The following is a 15,096-nucleotide window of genomic DNA, read 5'->3' as shown; positions in this document are numbered from 1 at the left end:
TGGTCCTAGCATACGGCAGGCCCCTCTCAATCCCATTTTGGCGCGAAGGCGAAATCGGTCAGGCGGCCCCTGGGACTGGCCAGCGCGGCGATCTGGGCCATCTCGTCGTCCGAAAGCTCGAAATCGAAGATCTCGATGTTTTCCGACAGGCGTTCGACGCGCGAGGTGCGCGGGATCGCAGCGACATTCTGTTGCACCAGCCAGCGCAGGCAGACCTGCGCCGGCGTCTTGTGATGCAGACGCCCGATCTCGGCGAGCGTCCGGTCGGTCTTGATCCGCCCCTTGGCGATCGGGCTGTAGGCGACCAGCGCGAGCCCGTGCTGATCGCAGGCCGCCCTCACCTTCGCCTGGTCGAGATAAGGGTGGTATTCGACCTGGTTGCAGGCCAGCGGCTCCGGCGACAACGCCACCGCCTGCTCGATCAGGGCCACGGTGAAATTGGAAACGCCGATGTGGCGGGTCAGGCCCATGCGCTTGGCATGCGACAGCGCGCCCAGCGTCTCCTCCAGCGGCACGTGCGAATTGGGCCAGTGCAGCAGCAGGAGATCGACGGAGGGAAGTCGCATGCGCGCCAGGCTCTCCTTGACCGAGCGCTCGAGATCGTGGGGCGCGAAATGATTGGTCCAGACCTTTGTCGTCAGGAAGATGTCGTCGCGGCGCACGCCGGAGGCGCGCAAGCCGTCGCCGACCTCGCGCTCATTCTCGTAGACCTGTGCGGTATCGATGTGGCGATAGCCGAGCCGCAGCGCCTGCTCGACCACACGGGTGCACATGCGCCCGCTCAGCTCCCAGGTCCCCAGCCCGATCGCCGGTATCCTTGCTCCATTGGTCTCGACGAACAGCATGAGGAATCCTCTCTGTCGCGGTCGCCCCAAATCATGATCCAGGCGTCATTATGAACCCGGCTGGCAACACTGCCAACGGGCGACACCGGCCGCCGGGTCGGATCTTGCGCGCAATGCTAACGGGAGGTTCGTGCCAGGCCTTGACGTCAGGCCTTGACGTCAGGCCTTGAGGTCAGGCCTCGAGCTCAGGCTTTGGCAAGCGCCTGGAATACGGTGTCAGGCGCATGCGCGATCACAGCGAGCAGCGCGCGGGCGGGTCCCCGCGGGGCCCGCTTGCCCTGCTCCCAATTGCGGATGGTCTCGACGGGAACGCCGAGCTTGGCCGCGAACTCCATCTGGGTCAGGCAGGCACGGCGGCGCAAATCGCGCACGGCGAGCGAGCTGGTGTCGGGCGGCGCTGCGTTAGGTACGGGCTGGATTGGAAACGGCTGGACCGGAAACTCCCGCCCATCCCGCAACTCGACAATCCGTCCGTCCGCCTTCAACCGCACACGCATGCTCATTCCCCCAAGCAAGGCGATGATGCGGCAGCTCGCTTAAGTTCGGATTAAAGATGATGGCTGCGTATACGGTCTCGTGCCCCGGACGCAGCGCAGCGCTTCTTCAGCGGTGCGCTGCAGAGCCGGGGCCCATGTCGCTGCAATACTGTGCCGCTTCTGGGTCCCGGTTGCGCAGCAACGCCAAGGGCGTTGCAGCGCGCCGGGGAGACGAGAGTGCGTGTAGCCCTACCTCAACCCGAACCACAACGTCGCGATGCCGAGGAAGGAGAAGAAGCCGACGACGTCAGTGACCGTTGTCACGAACGTGCCGGAGGCCACGGCCGGATCGGCCCTGACACGTTCGAGCGCCATCGGGATCAGGATGCCTCCGAGTGCGCCGGCGAAGAGGTTCACGATGATGGCGAGCCCGATGACCAGGCCGAGGCCCGGGATCCTGAACCAGGCCACCGCAGCGACGCCCGTGATCACGGCAAAGGCGAGACCGTTGACGAGGCCGACCAGGCCCTCGCGCACCACCACGCGCCAGGCATTGGAGGAGCCGAGCTCGCGCGTCGCCAGCGCCCGCACCGCGACCGTCATGGTCTGGGTCGCGGCATTGCCGCCCTGGCTTGCGACGATCGGCGCCAGCACGGCGAGCGCCACCATCTTCTCGAGCTGCCCCTCGAACAGGCCGAGCACGGACGACGCCAGAAAGGCGGTGGCGAGATTGACCAGCAGCCAGTTGAACCGCGCGCGTGCAATGGTGAACACGGTGTCGGACAGCTCTTCGTCGCTGTTGACGCCGCCGAGCGCCTTGAGGTCCTCGTCCGCCTCTTCCTCGATGACGTCGACGACGTCGTCGACGGTGATGACGCCGACGAGGCGGTCCTGGGTGTCGAGCACCGGGGCTGCGACGAGATTGTACTTGCCGAACATGCGCGCCACCTCCTCCTGGTCCTCCAGGACGGAGACGCGGCGGCGATCCTCGTCGGTCAGCTCGGCGAGCGCCACCGGGCGGCGGGCGCGCAGCAGCACGTCGAGCGAGACCGCGCCCTGCCAGTGCTGCTCCTTGTCGACGACGTAGATCTCGTAGAAGCGGTCTGGCAGATCCGGCGTCTCGCGCATGTAGTCGATCGCCTGCCCCACGGTGAAATCCTGCGGCACGGCGATGAACTCGGTCTGCATCCGGCGGCCGGCGGAGTTCTCCGGATAAAGCAGGCTGCGCTCGAGCACGACGCGCTCCTTGAGCGGCAGCTTCTCGAGGATCTCCTCCTGATCGGCCTGATCGAGCGTTTCCAGCAGCTCGACCGCGTCGTCGGATTCGAGCTCGCGCACACCTTCCGCGACCGTCTGCGGCGGCAGTTCCTCGAGGATCTCCTCGCGCACGCCCTCGTCGAGCTCGTTCAGCGCGGAGAAGTCGAAATCGCGCCCCGTCAGCTCAACCAGGCGGACCCGATCGTCGGGCTCGAGAGCCCCAATGAGATCGCCGAGATCGGCCTCGTGCAGCTCGGCAACGCAGGCGCGCAGCGCGGCGCTGTCGCCGGCCTCGATCGCATGGGTAATTTCCGCGACGAATTCGTGACGAATTTCGCCGTCTTCATTGCGCATCGGCACGTGGTCGAGTACCGATTCCGCGGCAGATGCGGCACCGTCCAGATGTTCATCCATGGCGCGCCTCGCCGTTCGACAGGTTGGAACGAGTGGTCTGAGCTGACGGTTCAGGCAATACCCACAAGGCAACTCTGAGCGCAATGACAAAGATGCTTCGACTGAGGTGGACCTCGATGTCGGCAGGCGCAGCCCTCGCCGCCCTCACCGGCATCGCCTCGAGTGAAGCCGCCGAGTGCCCGCGCAAGGACGCGCTCGGCACCTCCCGCATTCTGAGCGTCGACGCCAAGACCACGCCGCGCGTGGGCCTGAAGAGCTTTCCGCAGACGCTGGAGCTTGCCGATCACGAGGTCGTGCTGACCTTCGACGACGGCCCGCATCCGCCGACGACGTCGAAGGTATTGGCGGCACTGGCGCAGGAATGCGTGCGCGCGACCTTCTTCCTGATCGGCCTGCACGCCTCCGAACACCCTGACATGGTCAAGCGCATCGCGCGCGAGGGCCACAGCATCGGTCACCACACCTTCTCGCACCCGTTCATGGCGCGCATTCCGTTCGACAAAGCGAAGAGCGAAATCGACCGCGGCATCGCGGCCGTCGAGCTGGCTCTGCACGGCACCTCGACAACGACGCCCGCGACCCCGTTCTTCCGCTTCCCCTATTTCGAGGCGACGCCAGCCGAGCTCGACCTGCTCCAGTCCCGCGGCATCGTAGTGTTCGGGGCCGACCTGTGGGCCAGCGACTGGAACGAGATGACGCCGGAGCAGGAATTGAAGCTCGTCACGGAGCGGCTCGCCGCCGCCGGCAAGGGTATCATCCTGCTCCACGATCCCAAGGCGCGTACGGCTGCGATCATGCCGGCCTTCCTGCGGTATCTGAGGGAGAACCGCTATCGGGTGGTTCACGTCGTGCCGGCGGGCGCATCACAGAAGAGTGCCGACGCGCATTGATGCCGGAATGTCACGCCGGTGCAAAATGGGGTGATTTGGGCCCTATTAACAGTCTGTTCATGCTACGCCATGCAAGTATCAAGGGGACTTGTCGCGGCAGGGTTCTGGGTAACGGTTCTTGCGCCTGAACCGTTTGCTGATGTCTCCGACCTACTATGGCGGCAATCGCGTAAGAGGGCAGACGGGGTTCATGATCGGAAGTAGCGTTGTTGCTCGGACGCGATCGTGGATCGTCCTTTGCCTTGGCAGCTTCCTTGGCAGCTTCCTTGGCGGATTCCTTGGTGTCCTGGCCATCGGCTCGCCGTCCATTGCGGCCGACTGCCCCGGCCATCCGGACGCGCTCGGGACGTCCCGCACGCTCGTGGTCGATCCGCACGAGCATCCCCGCATCGGCACCATGCAGTACCGCGAGACGCTGCCGCTGAAGGACCATGAAGTCGTCCTGACCTTCGACGACGGTCCGTTGCCGAAATACTCCAATCAGGTGCTGCAGATCCTCGCCGACGAGTGCATCAAGGCGACCTTCTTCATCATCGGCGAACAGGCCAAGGCGAACCCGGAAGGCGTGCGCAAGCTGGTCGCGGCTGGCCATACCGTCGGCACCCACAGCATGACGCATCCGCTCACAATGGACCGGATGCCGCTCGACAAGGCCGAGGCGCAGATCAATGGCGGCATCGAGTGGACATCGGCCGCAATGACCGATCCGTCCAAGCTCGCGCCGTTCTTCCGCATTCCCGGCCTGATGCGCGCCGACGGCGTCGAGAACGTTCTGATCTCGCGCGGGATCCAGGTCTGGAGCGCCGATTTCCCGGCGGACGACTGGCGCCATGTGTCGCCCGATCGCGTCTATCAGCTCGCAATCCAGCGGCTTGAGGCCAAGGGCAAGGGCATCCTGCTGCTGCACGACATCCAGGCCCGCACGGTGGCGGCGCTGCCGAAGATCATCCGCGACCTCAAGGCGCGCGGCTATCGCATAGTGCACGTGGTGCCCGCGACCGCCGAGCAGCCGGCGACGCCGACAACGCCGGTGGAATGGCTGCTGCATCCGCCGACCGAGACCACACCGATCGCGCGCTGGCCGGCCGTGCCGAACTTCGTGTTCGCGCAGACCAAGACGCTTCCGGCACCCTCGCTGGCCGACCTCAACGCACAGGCCGCGCACCAACCGCTGCTGCCGCGCAAGACCATGGCGCTCGCCAATGTCGCGGCCACCCTGCCCGTGCCTAGCCGCGATCTCTTTGCGATCCCGGAAGGCTCGGTCGAGGTGCTGCTGTCGACGACCTTGTCGCGGCGCGCCGCGACGCGCCTGGCAATGGCGGCCGAGACGCCTCCTGCGGCCAAGGTCAAAGCCGGCAAGTGGCACGCTCGCCGCACCGCGCGCGCTGCTCATGGCACACCGAACCACGCAGCAGAGACCGAGGGCACTGCAGCCAAGAGCACTGCCCCCAAGAGCGCCGCGCCCAAGAGCACAGCGCCGCGCCCGACCCGTGTGGCAAGCCTGAAGAAGCGCGCGCAGTAGAGCTTACTGTCGCATGATGTTGGCGACGCAGAGCAATACGATCAGCGCCAGGAAGAACAGGTCCATATAGGACTTGACCTCGCCGTCGCGCCGCAGCCGGGCGACGTCAACCACGACCTGCTTGCGCACACTCGTTCCGCCAGTGCCGTCATTGAGCGGAGCCTGAAGGCGCTTGGTCTCGGCTTCCAGCTTCTCGATCTTCTGGTAAAAGTAGAACGCCCGCAGCGTCGAAGCTGCGCGCATGCCGGTATAGACCAGCACCAGGATCGCGATAATCGCCCGGTTCTGGTACTTCTCCATGAAATTCAGGCTGAAATAGACCATCGCCATGAATGCGAAGTTGGTCACGAAGCGATAGACGAAGCTTAAAAAGACCATGCGGGCTTAAGCCTTGAAGGGTGGCGCAACCGACCGTGTTGCAAATGCGGGGATCAGGAGCCCAGACCGGAACAGCCGGCCTGAATGCCATGCAGCCCCGTCTACGCCAACTTTGTTTCAACAAAGATACTATTGCCCCGGCAATGCCGCCTTTTAGCCACGCCCGGCCATAATGCAAGCCGGAGCACGGCCGCCGGTCCGCGGGCCTGCTGGCTGCAACGGCTCCTTGGAGATTTGGCCGAAGTCCCGATAGACTGGGACCGCCACATGTGGGGTCTGCCGATGCCGAAGAAGGGAATCACCGGCCACGACGACTGGGTACTGACCGAGGCGCTGGCGACTGCGCTGGTCGCACTGGAGCAGCTCGATACCAAGCACCAGCCGAGCGCGCATATGGACGACATCCGCAAGATCCTCTCGAACGGCAAGGAGCCGGCGGCGGTGAGCCTCCATCTCGCCCAGGCCAAATGCCGGCTGTTTCCCGACCTCGATCCGCTGGAAATCTACCGGGAATACGGCATCGGCGAGGAATATGGCTGAGGGCCGTTGACGGCCGGACTTAAGGCCCGCCGGCGACCGATCCGGCGATCACCATAACCAGCGCGGCCAAGTCGATCTTGCCGTTGACGATCAGCTCCTCCGAGGCTTTCGCGTCGTCCGCCCGTTCGAGCTTTAGCAATTGCGGCCGGTTGGCCGCCTGCCGCTTCAGCTCCTCGACGATGGCTTCCGTGAGTTTCTCTTCCAGCATGGGCTTGTCCTCAGGCCGCCATCGCGCGGCAGGATTGCGCGCAGGAGCGGCCCATGGCGACGCATTCGTCCATGCCACCGACCTGCACCGGTCAACCAGTGGGATGTTGTGATCGTTCCTGCCGTCGTGCCGATTGCGACCTCGGGGGAACTTCGCGAAGCTAGCCGTACCGCCTCGCGCGCACCGCCCGGTAGCGAGCATCGGTCTGCGGTTTGATGAACAGCGCCGCCACGCTCGGATGACGTTTGCGTATCTCGGTCTCGATCGAAACGACGCATCGCTCGATGTCGTCGGCGCGCTTGTCATCCGCAAATTCGATGCTGAGGGCCGCAACGACCTCGACCGGCGACAGCTGCACCGTCAGCAGGCCGTTGGCCCTGAGCACGCCGGGCGACCGCCTTGCGATATCGAGGACGGATCGCGCAAGCTCCGGATCGGCGGGCTCGCCGATCAGCAGGCTCTTGCTCTCGCGCGCGAGACCGATCGACACGATCGCCAGCAATATCCCGATCAGGATCGAACCGATCCCGTCCCAGACCGGCTGGCGCAGCCATACGGCCGCCGCAGTGGCCGCCGTGGCAATGGCTATGCCGACCAGCGCCGCGCTGTCCTCGAGCAGCACCATGAATGCCGGAGGATCCTTGCTGCGAACGAAAGCCTGATAATATCCAAACCGCTGGCCGTCCGGGCTGAAGCGCCGCAGGGCAACCAGCCAGGAGCCGCCTTCAAACAGGAACGACAGCCCGAGCACCACGAAGCTGACGATCGGACTTTCGATCGGCTCGGGTGCGGCGACATGCAGAATGCCCTGATACAGCGAGACACCGGCGCCCAGCGCGAAGATCAGCAGCGCAACGATGAAGCTCCAGAAATACAGTTCGCGCCCATAGCCGAGCGGATGGGATTCGTCGGGCGAACGGCTCGCGCGCCGGTAGCCATAGAGCAGCAGGATCTCATTGGTCGTATCGACGAGCGAATGCACCGCTTCGCTCGTCATGGCCGAACTTCCCGTCCACGCGGCGGCGCCGATCTTCGTGACCGCGACCAGGACATTGCCGAAGAGCGCCGCATAGACCGCGGTCTTCGAGGATGATTCTGTTGCCAATGTCCGATACCCCGTTCCTCATGCCAGCCGCCGCGGCAGGCTGTTGTGGATCGTGCAGGCGGCGAGCGCGGCGTGGCCGAACGCGACCGATATCTGGTGCAGGTCGGTGACGACGTCGCCGATGCCGTAGAGCCCGTCGACCGAGCTGCGCTGATGGTCGTCGACTTTCAGATGGCCGTCTGCGGTGTGTTCGGCCCCAAGCGTCATCGCGAGATGCGAGCGCACTTCCGCACCCATCACCGGGTAGACCATCTCGAATTGCGCCGTCCGGCCATCGGCGAAGACGGCTTCAACGCCGTCGTCTCGCCGCCTCAGGCGCAGGCCGGGCGCGACGACGATCTCGACACCGGCTTCATTGAGCTCCGCTGCCGCGGGCTTCCCGTCATCCTCGCCCGTTGCCAGCAGCGTCACGTCGCGCGAATAGCCGCGCATGAAGAGCGCCTTGCCGGCGGCGCGGTGAAGCGGACCGACGATGCCGATGCGACGGTCGATCGCCTCGAAGGCGTCGCAAACGGGACAGTAGCGCAACAGCCCGTCCGCGACGGCCGCGCGCCATTCGTCGAACGGCGGGTGGGTGTCGACGATCCCACAGGCGAGAACGACGGTGGCGGCCTCATGCGTATGGCCATTCCAGATCGCCTGAAAACCTCGCTCGTGTCGCCGCAAGGCGGTGACCTCGGCGGCCACCCGCGTGACAGCGAGCTCGCCCAGCTGCGCGGACATGCGCGCGAGCAGGTCGGTACCGGAGAGGCCGTGGACGAAGCCCGGCACATTGTGACTGCGCGGGATCAGCGCCGCCCGGCTCGCGCCTGCGTCCACGACACAGACGCGGCGCCGAAATCGCGCGAGGTAGATCGCAGCCATCAGCCCGGCCGGGCCGCCGCCGACGATCAGGCAATCATACGGCTGATCATTCGCCGTCATTTGGGGTTTGGATCCGACAGGCCCGCACCGGGCTCGCGAAGCTGTCCGCTCCGCGCCAGGCGGACCGCGTTGCCGAGTGCGCGCGCGACGTTCTGCACCTCCGTCTGGAATGCCCTGTCGTCATCGAGGTCGCGGTGCGAGGTGGCGTATGGCTCCATGTAGCCGACATAGCCATCGAGCTCGGCGAAGCGGCCCGCCGAGATCAGCTGCATGTCGGTCAGCCAATCCGACAAGGCCCGGCGCGCCCCCTCGGCACCGACCGCATCGCCGTGAACGACGAGGCCGAAATGGCGGCCGGCGAGATGGCGCGGATAGGACCAGCCCTTCAGCTCCAGCGCCTTGGCTTCGGCAGCCTTCTTGCCGTGGGTCGAGGTCGGATCGGGATTGCCGCCATCGGCGCAGACCATGCGATCCATCATCGCCTTCAATCCGGCGGGCACGTGATACCAGTTCACCGGCGTCACGATCAGGATGCCGTGGGCGGCGACCCACAGCGGATAGATATCGTTCATCCAGTCGTCGGTCTGTCCCAGCGAGTAGTTTGGATAGCAGCTGCACGGCCAGTGGCAGAGCGGCATCGCGGTTCCGACGCAGGATTTGCAGGGATGGATCGTCTTGCCGAACTCCGAGGCCAGGCGCGACAGGTCCAGGATGTCGACGGCAAACCCAAGCTCGGCAAAGACCGGCTCGGCGAGTTCGACCAGACGCCAGGTCTTGGACATCTCGCCGGGACAGGTGTGCTCGCTGCGGGCCGAGCCGTTGATGATGAGGATGCGCGGCGTCTCGTCCGCATCGTCATGGCGTCGCTGCGCCGCCAGGATCTTCGCGCGCGCATCGAGCCAGTCGATGGCGATGTCGTAATCGGGATCGGAGAATCCCGCGCCCGCCTTTCGCGTCAGCGGGGCCTTGCGTGAATTGCTGTAGGCATCCCAGGCTGCGCCGACGATGGCGTCGAGCTCGCGCTGGAGCGGTGCAAAGGCGGGATCGACGAACCGGCTCCTGTAGCGGTGCTCGAAGGCCTCGCGCGAGAGCTTGACGGGCGGCATCCCCTTGCGAATGTCGGCTTCCGTCATGCTGGCTCCTCGCGAGGTCGGTACAGTTCGACCAACCCGGGGCGCAGCGCGCGGTTCCTTCTCGCTCTCGTGTCGCTGCTCTACTGGCGGACAACTTGCGGCGGCACATCGAACTGCGCGATGCGCTGGTCCAGCCGCCACAGTTCGATGCGGTGCACCAGCACGAGCGAGGCGGCCTCGCGCTTGGCCTGCTCATCATCGTCGCAGACCAGGTTGATGCATCCAAACACATGCCCGTCCGGATCGATCTGGAACGCGCGGTAGTGCTTGATGCTCCGCATCGTCACCCTCCCCGTCTCGGGTACACGGGTTCGCTCAGCCAGTCCGTCAGGTTCGAGGTCACCTCGTTCTGCTTGGCGCGCTGAAGCAGCATGTCGCGCTCCTTGCCGGGCGGCAGGCTGCGCGCGCGCTCGCGAGCGGTTTGGGCGAATGCCGCCAACCGCTCCTGGAGCGATTGGGTCTGTTTCCTGCGGTTGCGTTTCGCGGTCATTGTACTTTCACAAAGCCCTTCAGATGGAAGGAATTGGGATGGGAGGAATTGGCCCCGGCGGGAGGTCGGCGCCGGGGCCAGAGTTTCGTGCCGGTTGGGGCGGCCCAGCCCGGCAGTGTTGGCAGCTTCGGCCGCAACCGCAGGTTCCGGCATTTCAATAAGTTAACGGTCCGTGATTTTGCTGGTGCGAAACGAGGCGGCCGAGCAGCGACGGATGCGCGCATTCCCTTCGCGCGCTGGCGCCATCTCGTCTGCGCCGGAACCGAAATGCTGATTCGCTGATTGATGAAGGACTTGAAGGAGGATCATCATGGCGAAAGCAGCATGGAAACGGCCGGGCTCACCGATCGGCCGCAAAGGCCCACGCAAGGCAAATCCCGCGTACAAGCGCCGGACGCGCGAACGGTGGACACCCGCGGACGTGAGCAAGCTGAAACAGCTCGCAAAAGGAAACACCCCCACAGGCGTCATGAGCATCAAGCTGCAGCGTCCGGTCGCGGCCATTCGCAGCAAGGCACAACGCGAAGGCATTTCGCTGAAGCCCGTCAACCGCTCGCCTTACAACAGGCGATCCAAAGCAGCGAAGCGGCGTTGATTGGGGCCCTATCCCGGCGCATGCTGCACGTTGGTGTCGTCGGCTCCTATGCCGGCGGCACGCGGTATCTGAGATCCTGCTCTTCCCGGTTGTCGCGAAGGGCCTTCAGCTCCGAGCGCAGCATCGCGCTTTCCATCACCACCCGGCGCACCTCGCGCGTGGCGTCATCAAGCTGGTCCGCGACCGCTCTGCGCTGCGCCCGGAGGGCGCGGCTTGCTTCGATCGCGCGCTCAGCGCGGGCAAGCAGGACGTCGTTCATGGAACGACAATACAGGATTCGGGACGAAACTGCCTTTACGTAAGTTACGTCAATTACTCAAAACCAGCCATCCGCTCAAAAAACATCCGCGAACACTAACCTGGATCAAGTACGACCGTTCCCGAAGCGAGCAAACGCTTAGCTCCGTCGATAGAGTTGCAGATAGCTCGGGGAGAACAGCGCCGCATCCTTGAGCGCATCGAGATCGGTGATGGTCAGCGTGCGATCGCGCAGCACGATCAGGCCGGAAGCACGCAACTCCTGAACCGTGCGATTAAGATGGACCACCGACAGGCCGGTGGCGTCCGCAAGATCCATTTGCGTCACCGGCATCACGCAGGAATTGCCCTCGACCATGCCGACAGGACGCAGCCGCTCGATGATCTCGCAGAACAGATGGGCCACGCGTTCAAAGGCCACCCGGCGGCCGAGGTTGATGGCCCATTCGCGCTGGATCGCGTTGTTGACGAGCGTCTCGCACCAGAACGCTTCCGCGAGCCCACGGTCGCCCGCCACCAGACTCTCGAACCGCGCGCGCTTGATTTCGGTGTAGACGACCGGCGTCATCGCCGCGATGGAATGATCCATCACCGAGAGCAGGAACGCGTGCGCGTCGCAACTTTCGCCGGGAAAGAGAAAATTGACGATCTGTCTCCGGCCGTCCTCCAGCGTCTTGTAGCGGCAGAGCCAGCCGGACAGCACGAGGCGCACGCTGTCGACCGGATCGCCCTCCGAGATCAGATCCTCGCCCGCTCCTGCGCGCTGGATTCCCTCGAGCATCGCGTATTCGAGCGAGGTGCGGGCCTCCGTCGACAAGGGCCTCAGCACGTTCAGCCGGCGAATGACCGGGTCCACCTGGCTGCGATCTAGCGTCGACAAGGGCATCAGCTGGCCACCGCCGGTGTATGAAACGCCCGCTTGCTGAGGGGAATGGTGATCGTGCATTCCAATCCCTTGGGACTGAATGCCAACCTGGTCTGCCCCTTGAACTCGAACGCGAGTGTGCGCTCCAGAAGCTCGGTCCCAAATCCTTTGTGCGGCGGCGGCGCAACCGGCGGCCCACCGCGCTCCCGCCACTCGAACACCAGCTCCGCCGGGTCGGTGCCCTGCTCGAGGCGCCAGGAAATCTCGATGCGACCGGTCGGCCGGCTCAGGGCGCCGTATTTGAGTGCGTTGGTCGCGAGCTCGTGAATGGCAAGGGCAAAGGTTTCCGCTGCCTTCGACTGAAAACGCACCGGGGGACCGCTGACACGTACCTGCTCGCCCTCCCTGGCATTATAGGCCAGCATCTCCTCGACGGCGAGGTATTCGAGATCGACGCCGCCCTCGGGATCGCGGGTCACCAGTGCCTGGGTACGGGCGAAAGCGTTGAGCCGGCCATCAAGATGGGAGGCAAACTCCTCGACCGTCGAGCTCGTATCGGCCGTGCGACGAGCAATCGAGCGCACCACGCCGAGCGTGTTACGGACCCGATGCTGGAGCTCGGCCAGGAGCAGGCGCTGCCGCTCCTCGGCGCGGGTCATGGCGGTGATGTCGACGAAGGTGATGACGACGCCGGCGATGAAGTTGTCGATGCTGCGATAGGGCAGGATGCGCACGATGTAGCGCGTGCCGCTGTCCGGCGCCCTCAGCTCGCGCTCGGCGATAACGAGCGTCCGCAGCACGCCGCGAATGTCGTCATAGAGGTCCTCGATCGGGATGCGCGCCTTGATGTGCGCGATGGGGCGGCCTCTGTCGGTTTCGACGAGATGCAGGACCTGCGTGATCGCCGGCGTGAAGTTCATCACGCGCAGATCGTTGTCGAGGAACACGGTCGCGATCTGCGTGCTCTCCAGGAAATTCTCGAGATCGCTGGTGGCGCGCGTCAATTCCTGGACGCGGTGAGCCAGCTCGCCGTTCACGGTGGTCAATTCCTCGTTGACCGACTGCAATTCCTCGCGCGAGGTTTCGAGCTCCTCGTTCGCGGACTGAAGCTCTTCATTGAGTGACTGGTATTCCTCGTTGGAGGATTTCAGCTCCTCGTTGGTGCTTTCGAGCTCTTCGATGGTCGCCTGAAGGCGCTCCCGCGTCGCCCGCAGCTCGCCTTCGATACGCTCGACATGCTCGGTCTGCACCAACGCATTGGGCTTGCCTGCGCCGGCATCGATGGCGCGCACCGGGCCGTCCTTGAACAGGACGACAAAATTGCGATCGCCGCTGCCGCTCTCCTGGATCGGCTCCACCGTGATGTCGACGGGAATGTGCTGGCCGTTGGCGCCGAGCTGCACCTGTTCGGCATGGGCGGGCTCGTTGGTCTCCGCCGCGCGGCTGAGCACCGCCCGCAGGTCCAGGCGGAGATCGCGGTGGACGAGTTGGAGCAGATCGAGCGTGGCGGCGCCTGCCGTCGGCTCGATGTAGCGTCCGGTGCGCCCGGAAAAGTGCAGGACCTGAAAGTTGCTGTCGGCGATGACATAGGCGGGCGCATAGCGCTCCGCGATCCGCTGCGCGCGACGCTCCAGCCCGATATCAGGGCGGAAGGAGCGCGCCGGCGCTATCTCGAGGTTTGCCCTCCCCGCGGCGGTCGTGATCGGAAATTCCGGCGGCAGCCGGGTTCCGGTCTCGAGCTTCTTGAAGATGCGGGCGCGGCGGTCGACCGGTACGAACAGTTTTGGATGCCGCGTGACGTTCTCGGAATTGCCGAGGAACAGGAACCGATCCGGCAGAAGGGCGAAGTGGAATAACGGGATCACCCGGTTCTGCAGTTCGGCATTAAGATAGATCAGCAGGTTGCGGCAGGAGACGAGATCGAGCTTGGAGAACGGTGCGTCCTTGATCACATTGTGCTGCGAGAAGATGCACATTTCGCGCAGCTCCTTGACCACGCAATAGGTATCGCCTTCGCGCACGAACCAGCGCGCCAGGCGCTCGCTGGTCATGTCCGCCTCGATCTTGGTGCGATAGCGGCCGACGCGCGCGGCCGCCAACGCCCGTCCGTCGATGTCGGTCGCGAAGATCTGAACCTGCGGCACGGAGTCCATTTTGGCCATGTGCTCGCGCAGGAGGATACCGATCGAATAGGCCTCCTCGCCGGTGGCGCAGCCGAGCACCCAGACGCGAACCTGCTGGCTCGCGTCCTTGCCTTCGAAGAGCTTCGGGACGATCTGGTTCTCCAGCACCTCGAATTCACGCTTGTCGCGGAAGAATTCGGTGACGCCGATCAAGAGGTCGTTGAAGAGGTGCTGCGCCTCGTCCTGGTCGTTGCGCAGGAAATCGACGTAAGCGGAAATGTCGCCGATCTGGACCACCTGCATCCGCCGCTGCACGCGACGCAGGAAGGTGTTCTGCTTGTAGCCGTGGAAATCATTGCCGGTCTTGCTGCGCAGGATGTCGGCGATGCGCGACAGCGAGGTCGCTGCAGCGGCCAGCACCTCATCGAACCCCTGCTTCTCCTCCAGCCGCCGCAGATGACGGGCATAGACCTGGATGTGCTCGGCGATGTCTTCGGCGGTCAGCACGTAGTCGGCGATCGCCGCCGGCGTATCGGCGTCCTTCAGATGATCCGCGTCGTCGCTCGCGCCTTTTTCGGCGATGGCAAGGCCGCCGTGGTCCTTCAGTGTCGCGGTACCCAACGTGCCATCGCCGCCGATGCCGGACAGGATCACGCCGATCGATTGCTCGGCGCGTTCTTCCGCCAGCGACACCAGGAAGCTGTCGATCGTCGCCCGCTCGCCGGGCGCCTGCTCGGCCGGGCGGACGCCGAAGCGACCGTCCTGGATCGTCGTGATCATCGCCGGCGGGCACAGATAAATCGTGCCACCCTCGATGGTCTGGCCGTTGCCGACGTCGGAAATCTTGCCACCGTGGGAATTTCGCACGATCTGGCGCAGCCGCGGCTCGTCGAGGGCCTCATGATGCTGGAATGCGAGCACGACGGCCTGGTCGGCGCTTACGGTCAGCCTGGAAAAGAACCGCTCGACGCTATCCAGAGCTGTCGGCGCGGCGCCCACCCCGATGATCAGCGGAGACCTGGTCTGGCGCTCTCTTTCGACCGACTGGTCGCCGATTTCATGCATGGTCTCGGTAGCTCTCATTCATTGACGGGAACCAGAGGACGCCCGCTCGCCGCAAATAGCAGAATTGA

17 protein-coding genes are annotated in these 15,096 nt (G+C 64.8%); 4 read left to right on the top strand and 13 right to left on the bottom strand.

Going from position 1 to position 15,096, the window contains the following annotated elements; genetic code table 11:
• Positions 1–26: 26 nt before the first annotated feature.
• The 3 genes from BcanWU425_RS18280 to mgtE all read right to left on the bottom strand — a co-directional run bounded on the left by BcanWU425_RS18280 (position 27) and on the right by mgtE (position 2,992).
• Entirely contained in the window at positions 27–845 is an 819-nt protein-coding gene (locus tag BcanWU425_RS18280) for an aldo/keto reductase (protein WP_018455196.1), read from the bottom strand.
• Positions 846–1,030: 185 nt separating this feature from the next.
• Complete coding sequence (locus BcanWU425_RS18275) at positions 1,031–1,348, bottom strand: helix-turn-helix domain-containing protein (protein ID WP_085351361.1); 318 nt, start codon at positions 1,346–1,348, stop codon at positions 1,031–1,033.
• Between the two features lie 222 nt (positions 1,349–1,570).
• On the bottom strand, positions 1,571–2,992 hold the full coding sequence (gene mgtE, locus BcanWU425_RS18270) for a magnesium transporter (RefSeq protein WP_018455198.1): 1,422 nt from the start codon (positions 2,990–2,992) through the stop codon (positions 1,571–1,573).
• Positions 2,993–3,108: 116 nt separating this feature from the next.
• On the opposite strand from mgtE, the gene BcanWU425_RS18265 reads away from it, so the two are divergent.
• Both BcanWU425_RS18265 and BcanWU425_RS18260 read left to right on the top strand, forming a co-directional pair.
• Positions 3,109–3,882, top strand: a complete 774-nt coding sequence (locus BcanWU425_RS18265) for a polysaccharide deacetylase family protein (protein WP_204511408.1) — start codon at positions 3,109–3,111, stop codon at positions 3,880–3,882.
• 190 nt (positions 3,883–4,072) lie between these two features.
• Complete coding sequence (locus tag BcanWU425_RS18260; protein WP_204511409.1) at positions 4,073–5,404, top strand: polysaccharide deacetylase family protein; 1,332 nt, start codon at positions 4,073–4,075, stop codon at positions 5,402–5,404.
• 3 nt (positions 5,405–5,407) lie between these two features.
• Here BcanWU425_RS18260 and BcanWU425_RS18255 read toward each other — a convergent pair whose 3' ends face one another.
• Complete coding sequence (locus BcanWU425_RS18255) at positions 5,408–5,782, bottom strand: hypothetical protein (protein ID WP_018455201.1); 375 nt, start codon at positions 5,780–5,782, stop codon at positions 5,408–5,410.
• A 282-nt stretch (positions 5,783–6,064) separates the two neighbouring features.
• On the opposite strand from BcanWU425_RS18255, the gene BcanWU425_RS18250 reads away from it, so the two are divergent.
• Complete coding sequence (locus BcanWU425_RS18250; protein WP_231190834.1) at positions 6,065–6,322, top strand: hypothetical protein; 258 nt, start codon at positions 6,065–6,067, stop codon at positions 6,320–6,322.
• A gap of 19 nt (positions 6,323–6,341) precedes the next feature.
• On the opposite strand, the gene BcanWU425_RS18245 is transcribed toward BcanWU425_RS18250, so the two are convergent.
• From BcanWU425_RS18245 to BcanWU425_RS18220, 6 genes are all read right to left on the bottom strand, one after another.
• Complete coding sequence (locus BcanWU425_RS18245) at positions 6,342–6,530, bottom strand: hypothetical protein (protein WP_204511411.1); 189 nt, start codon at positions 6,528–6,530, stop codon at positions 6,342–6,344.
• Positions 6,531–6,690: 160 nt separating this feature from the next.
• Entirely contained in the window at positions 6,691–7,635 is a 945-nt protein-coding gene (locus tag BcanWU425_RS18240; RefSeq protein ID WP_204511412.1) for a cation diffusion facilitator family transporter, read from the bottom strand.
• Between the two features lie 18 nt (positions 7,636–7,653).
• Complete coding sequence (locus BcanWU425_RS18235; protein ID WP_204511413.1) at positions 7,654–8,559, bottom strand: NAD(P)/FAD-dependent oxidoreductase; 906 nt, start codon at positions 8,557–8,559, stop codon at positions 7,654–7,656.
• The gene (locus BcanWU425_RS18230) at positions 8,556–9,632 is read right to left on the bottom strand and encodes a flavodoxin family protein (RefSeq protein ID WP_204511414.1); all 1,077 of its coding nucleotides are present in this window, start codon (positions 9,630–9,632) and stop codon (positions 8,556–8,558) included. Before BcanWU425_RS18230 ends, BcanWU425_RS18235 begins: the two co-directional genes overlap by 4 nt.
• Positions 9,633–9,712: 80 nt before the next feature.
• The gene (locus BcanWU425_RS18225; RefSeq protein WP_204511415.1) at positions 9,713–9,913 is read right to left on the bottom strand and encodes a hypothetical protein; all 201 of its coding nucleotides are present in this window, start codon (positions 9,911–9,913) and stop codon (positions 9,713–9,715) included.
• A gap of 2 nt (positions 9,914–9,915) precedes the next feature.
• On the bottom strand, positions 9,916–10,122 hold the full coding sequence (locus BcanWU425_RS18220; protein WP_018455208.1) for a hypothetical protein: 207 nt from the start codon (positions 10,120–10,122) through the stop codon (positions 9,916–9,918).
• Positions 10,123–10,432: 310 nt separating this feature from the next.
• Between BcanWU425_RS18220 and BcanWU425_RS18215 the strand changes: the two genes are divergently transcribed.
• Complete coding sequence (locus tag BcanWU425_RS18215; protein ID WP_204511416.1) at positions 10,433–10,717, top strand: hypothetical protein; 285 nt, start codon at positions 10,433–10,435, stop codon at positions 10,715–10,717.
• Between the two features lie 46 nt (positions 10,718–10,763).
• Here the strand turns inward: BcanWU425_RS18215 and BcanWU425_RS18210 are convergent, their stop codons facing one another.
• From BcanWU425_RS18210 to BcanWU425_RS18200, 3 genes are all read right to left on the bottom strand, one after another.
• Positions 10,764–10,976, bottom strand: a complete 213-nt coding sequence (locus tag BcanWU425_RS18210; RefSeq protein WP_204511417.1) for a hypothetical protein — start codon at positions 10,974–10,976, stop codon at positions 10,764–10,766.
• 138 nt (positions 10,977–11,114) lie between these two features.
• Complete coding sequence (locus BcanWU425_RS18205) at positions 11,115–11,861, bottom strand: Crp/Fnr family transcriptional regulator (protein WP_085351355.1); 747 nt, start codon at positions 11,859–11,861, stop codon at positions 11,115–11,117.
• Positions 11,861–15,028: a CheR family methyltransferase gene (locus BcanWU425_RS18200; RefSeq protein WP_204511418.1), complete on the bottom strand. Its 3,168-nt coding sequence runs from the start codon at positions 15,026–15,028 to the stop codon at positions 11,861–11,863. Before BcanWU425_RS18200 ends, BcanWU425_RS18205 begins: the two co-directional genes overlap by 1 nt.
• Positions 15,029–15,096: the final 68 nt, after the last annotated feature.

It is taken from the genome of Bradyrhizobium sp. WU425 (genome assembly GCF_021052305.1).
In the GTDB taxonomy this organism is placed as follows: Bacteria; Pseudomonadota; Alphaproteobacteria; order Rhizobiales; family Xanthobacteraceae; genus Bradyrhizobium; species Bradyrhizobium canariense_D.
The sequence above is the reverse complement of the archived record's forward strand: the minus strand, read 5'-3'. Positions and strand labels throughout refer to the sequence as shown.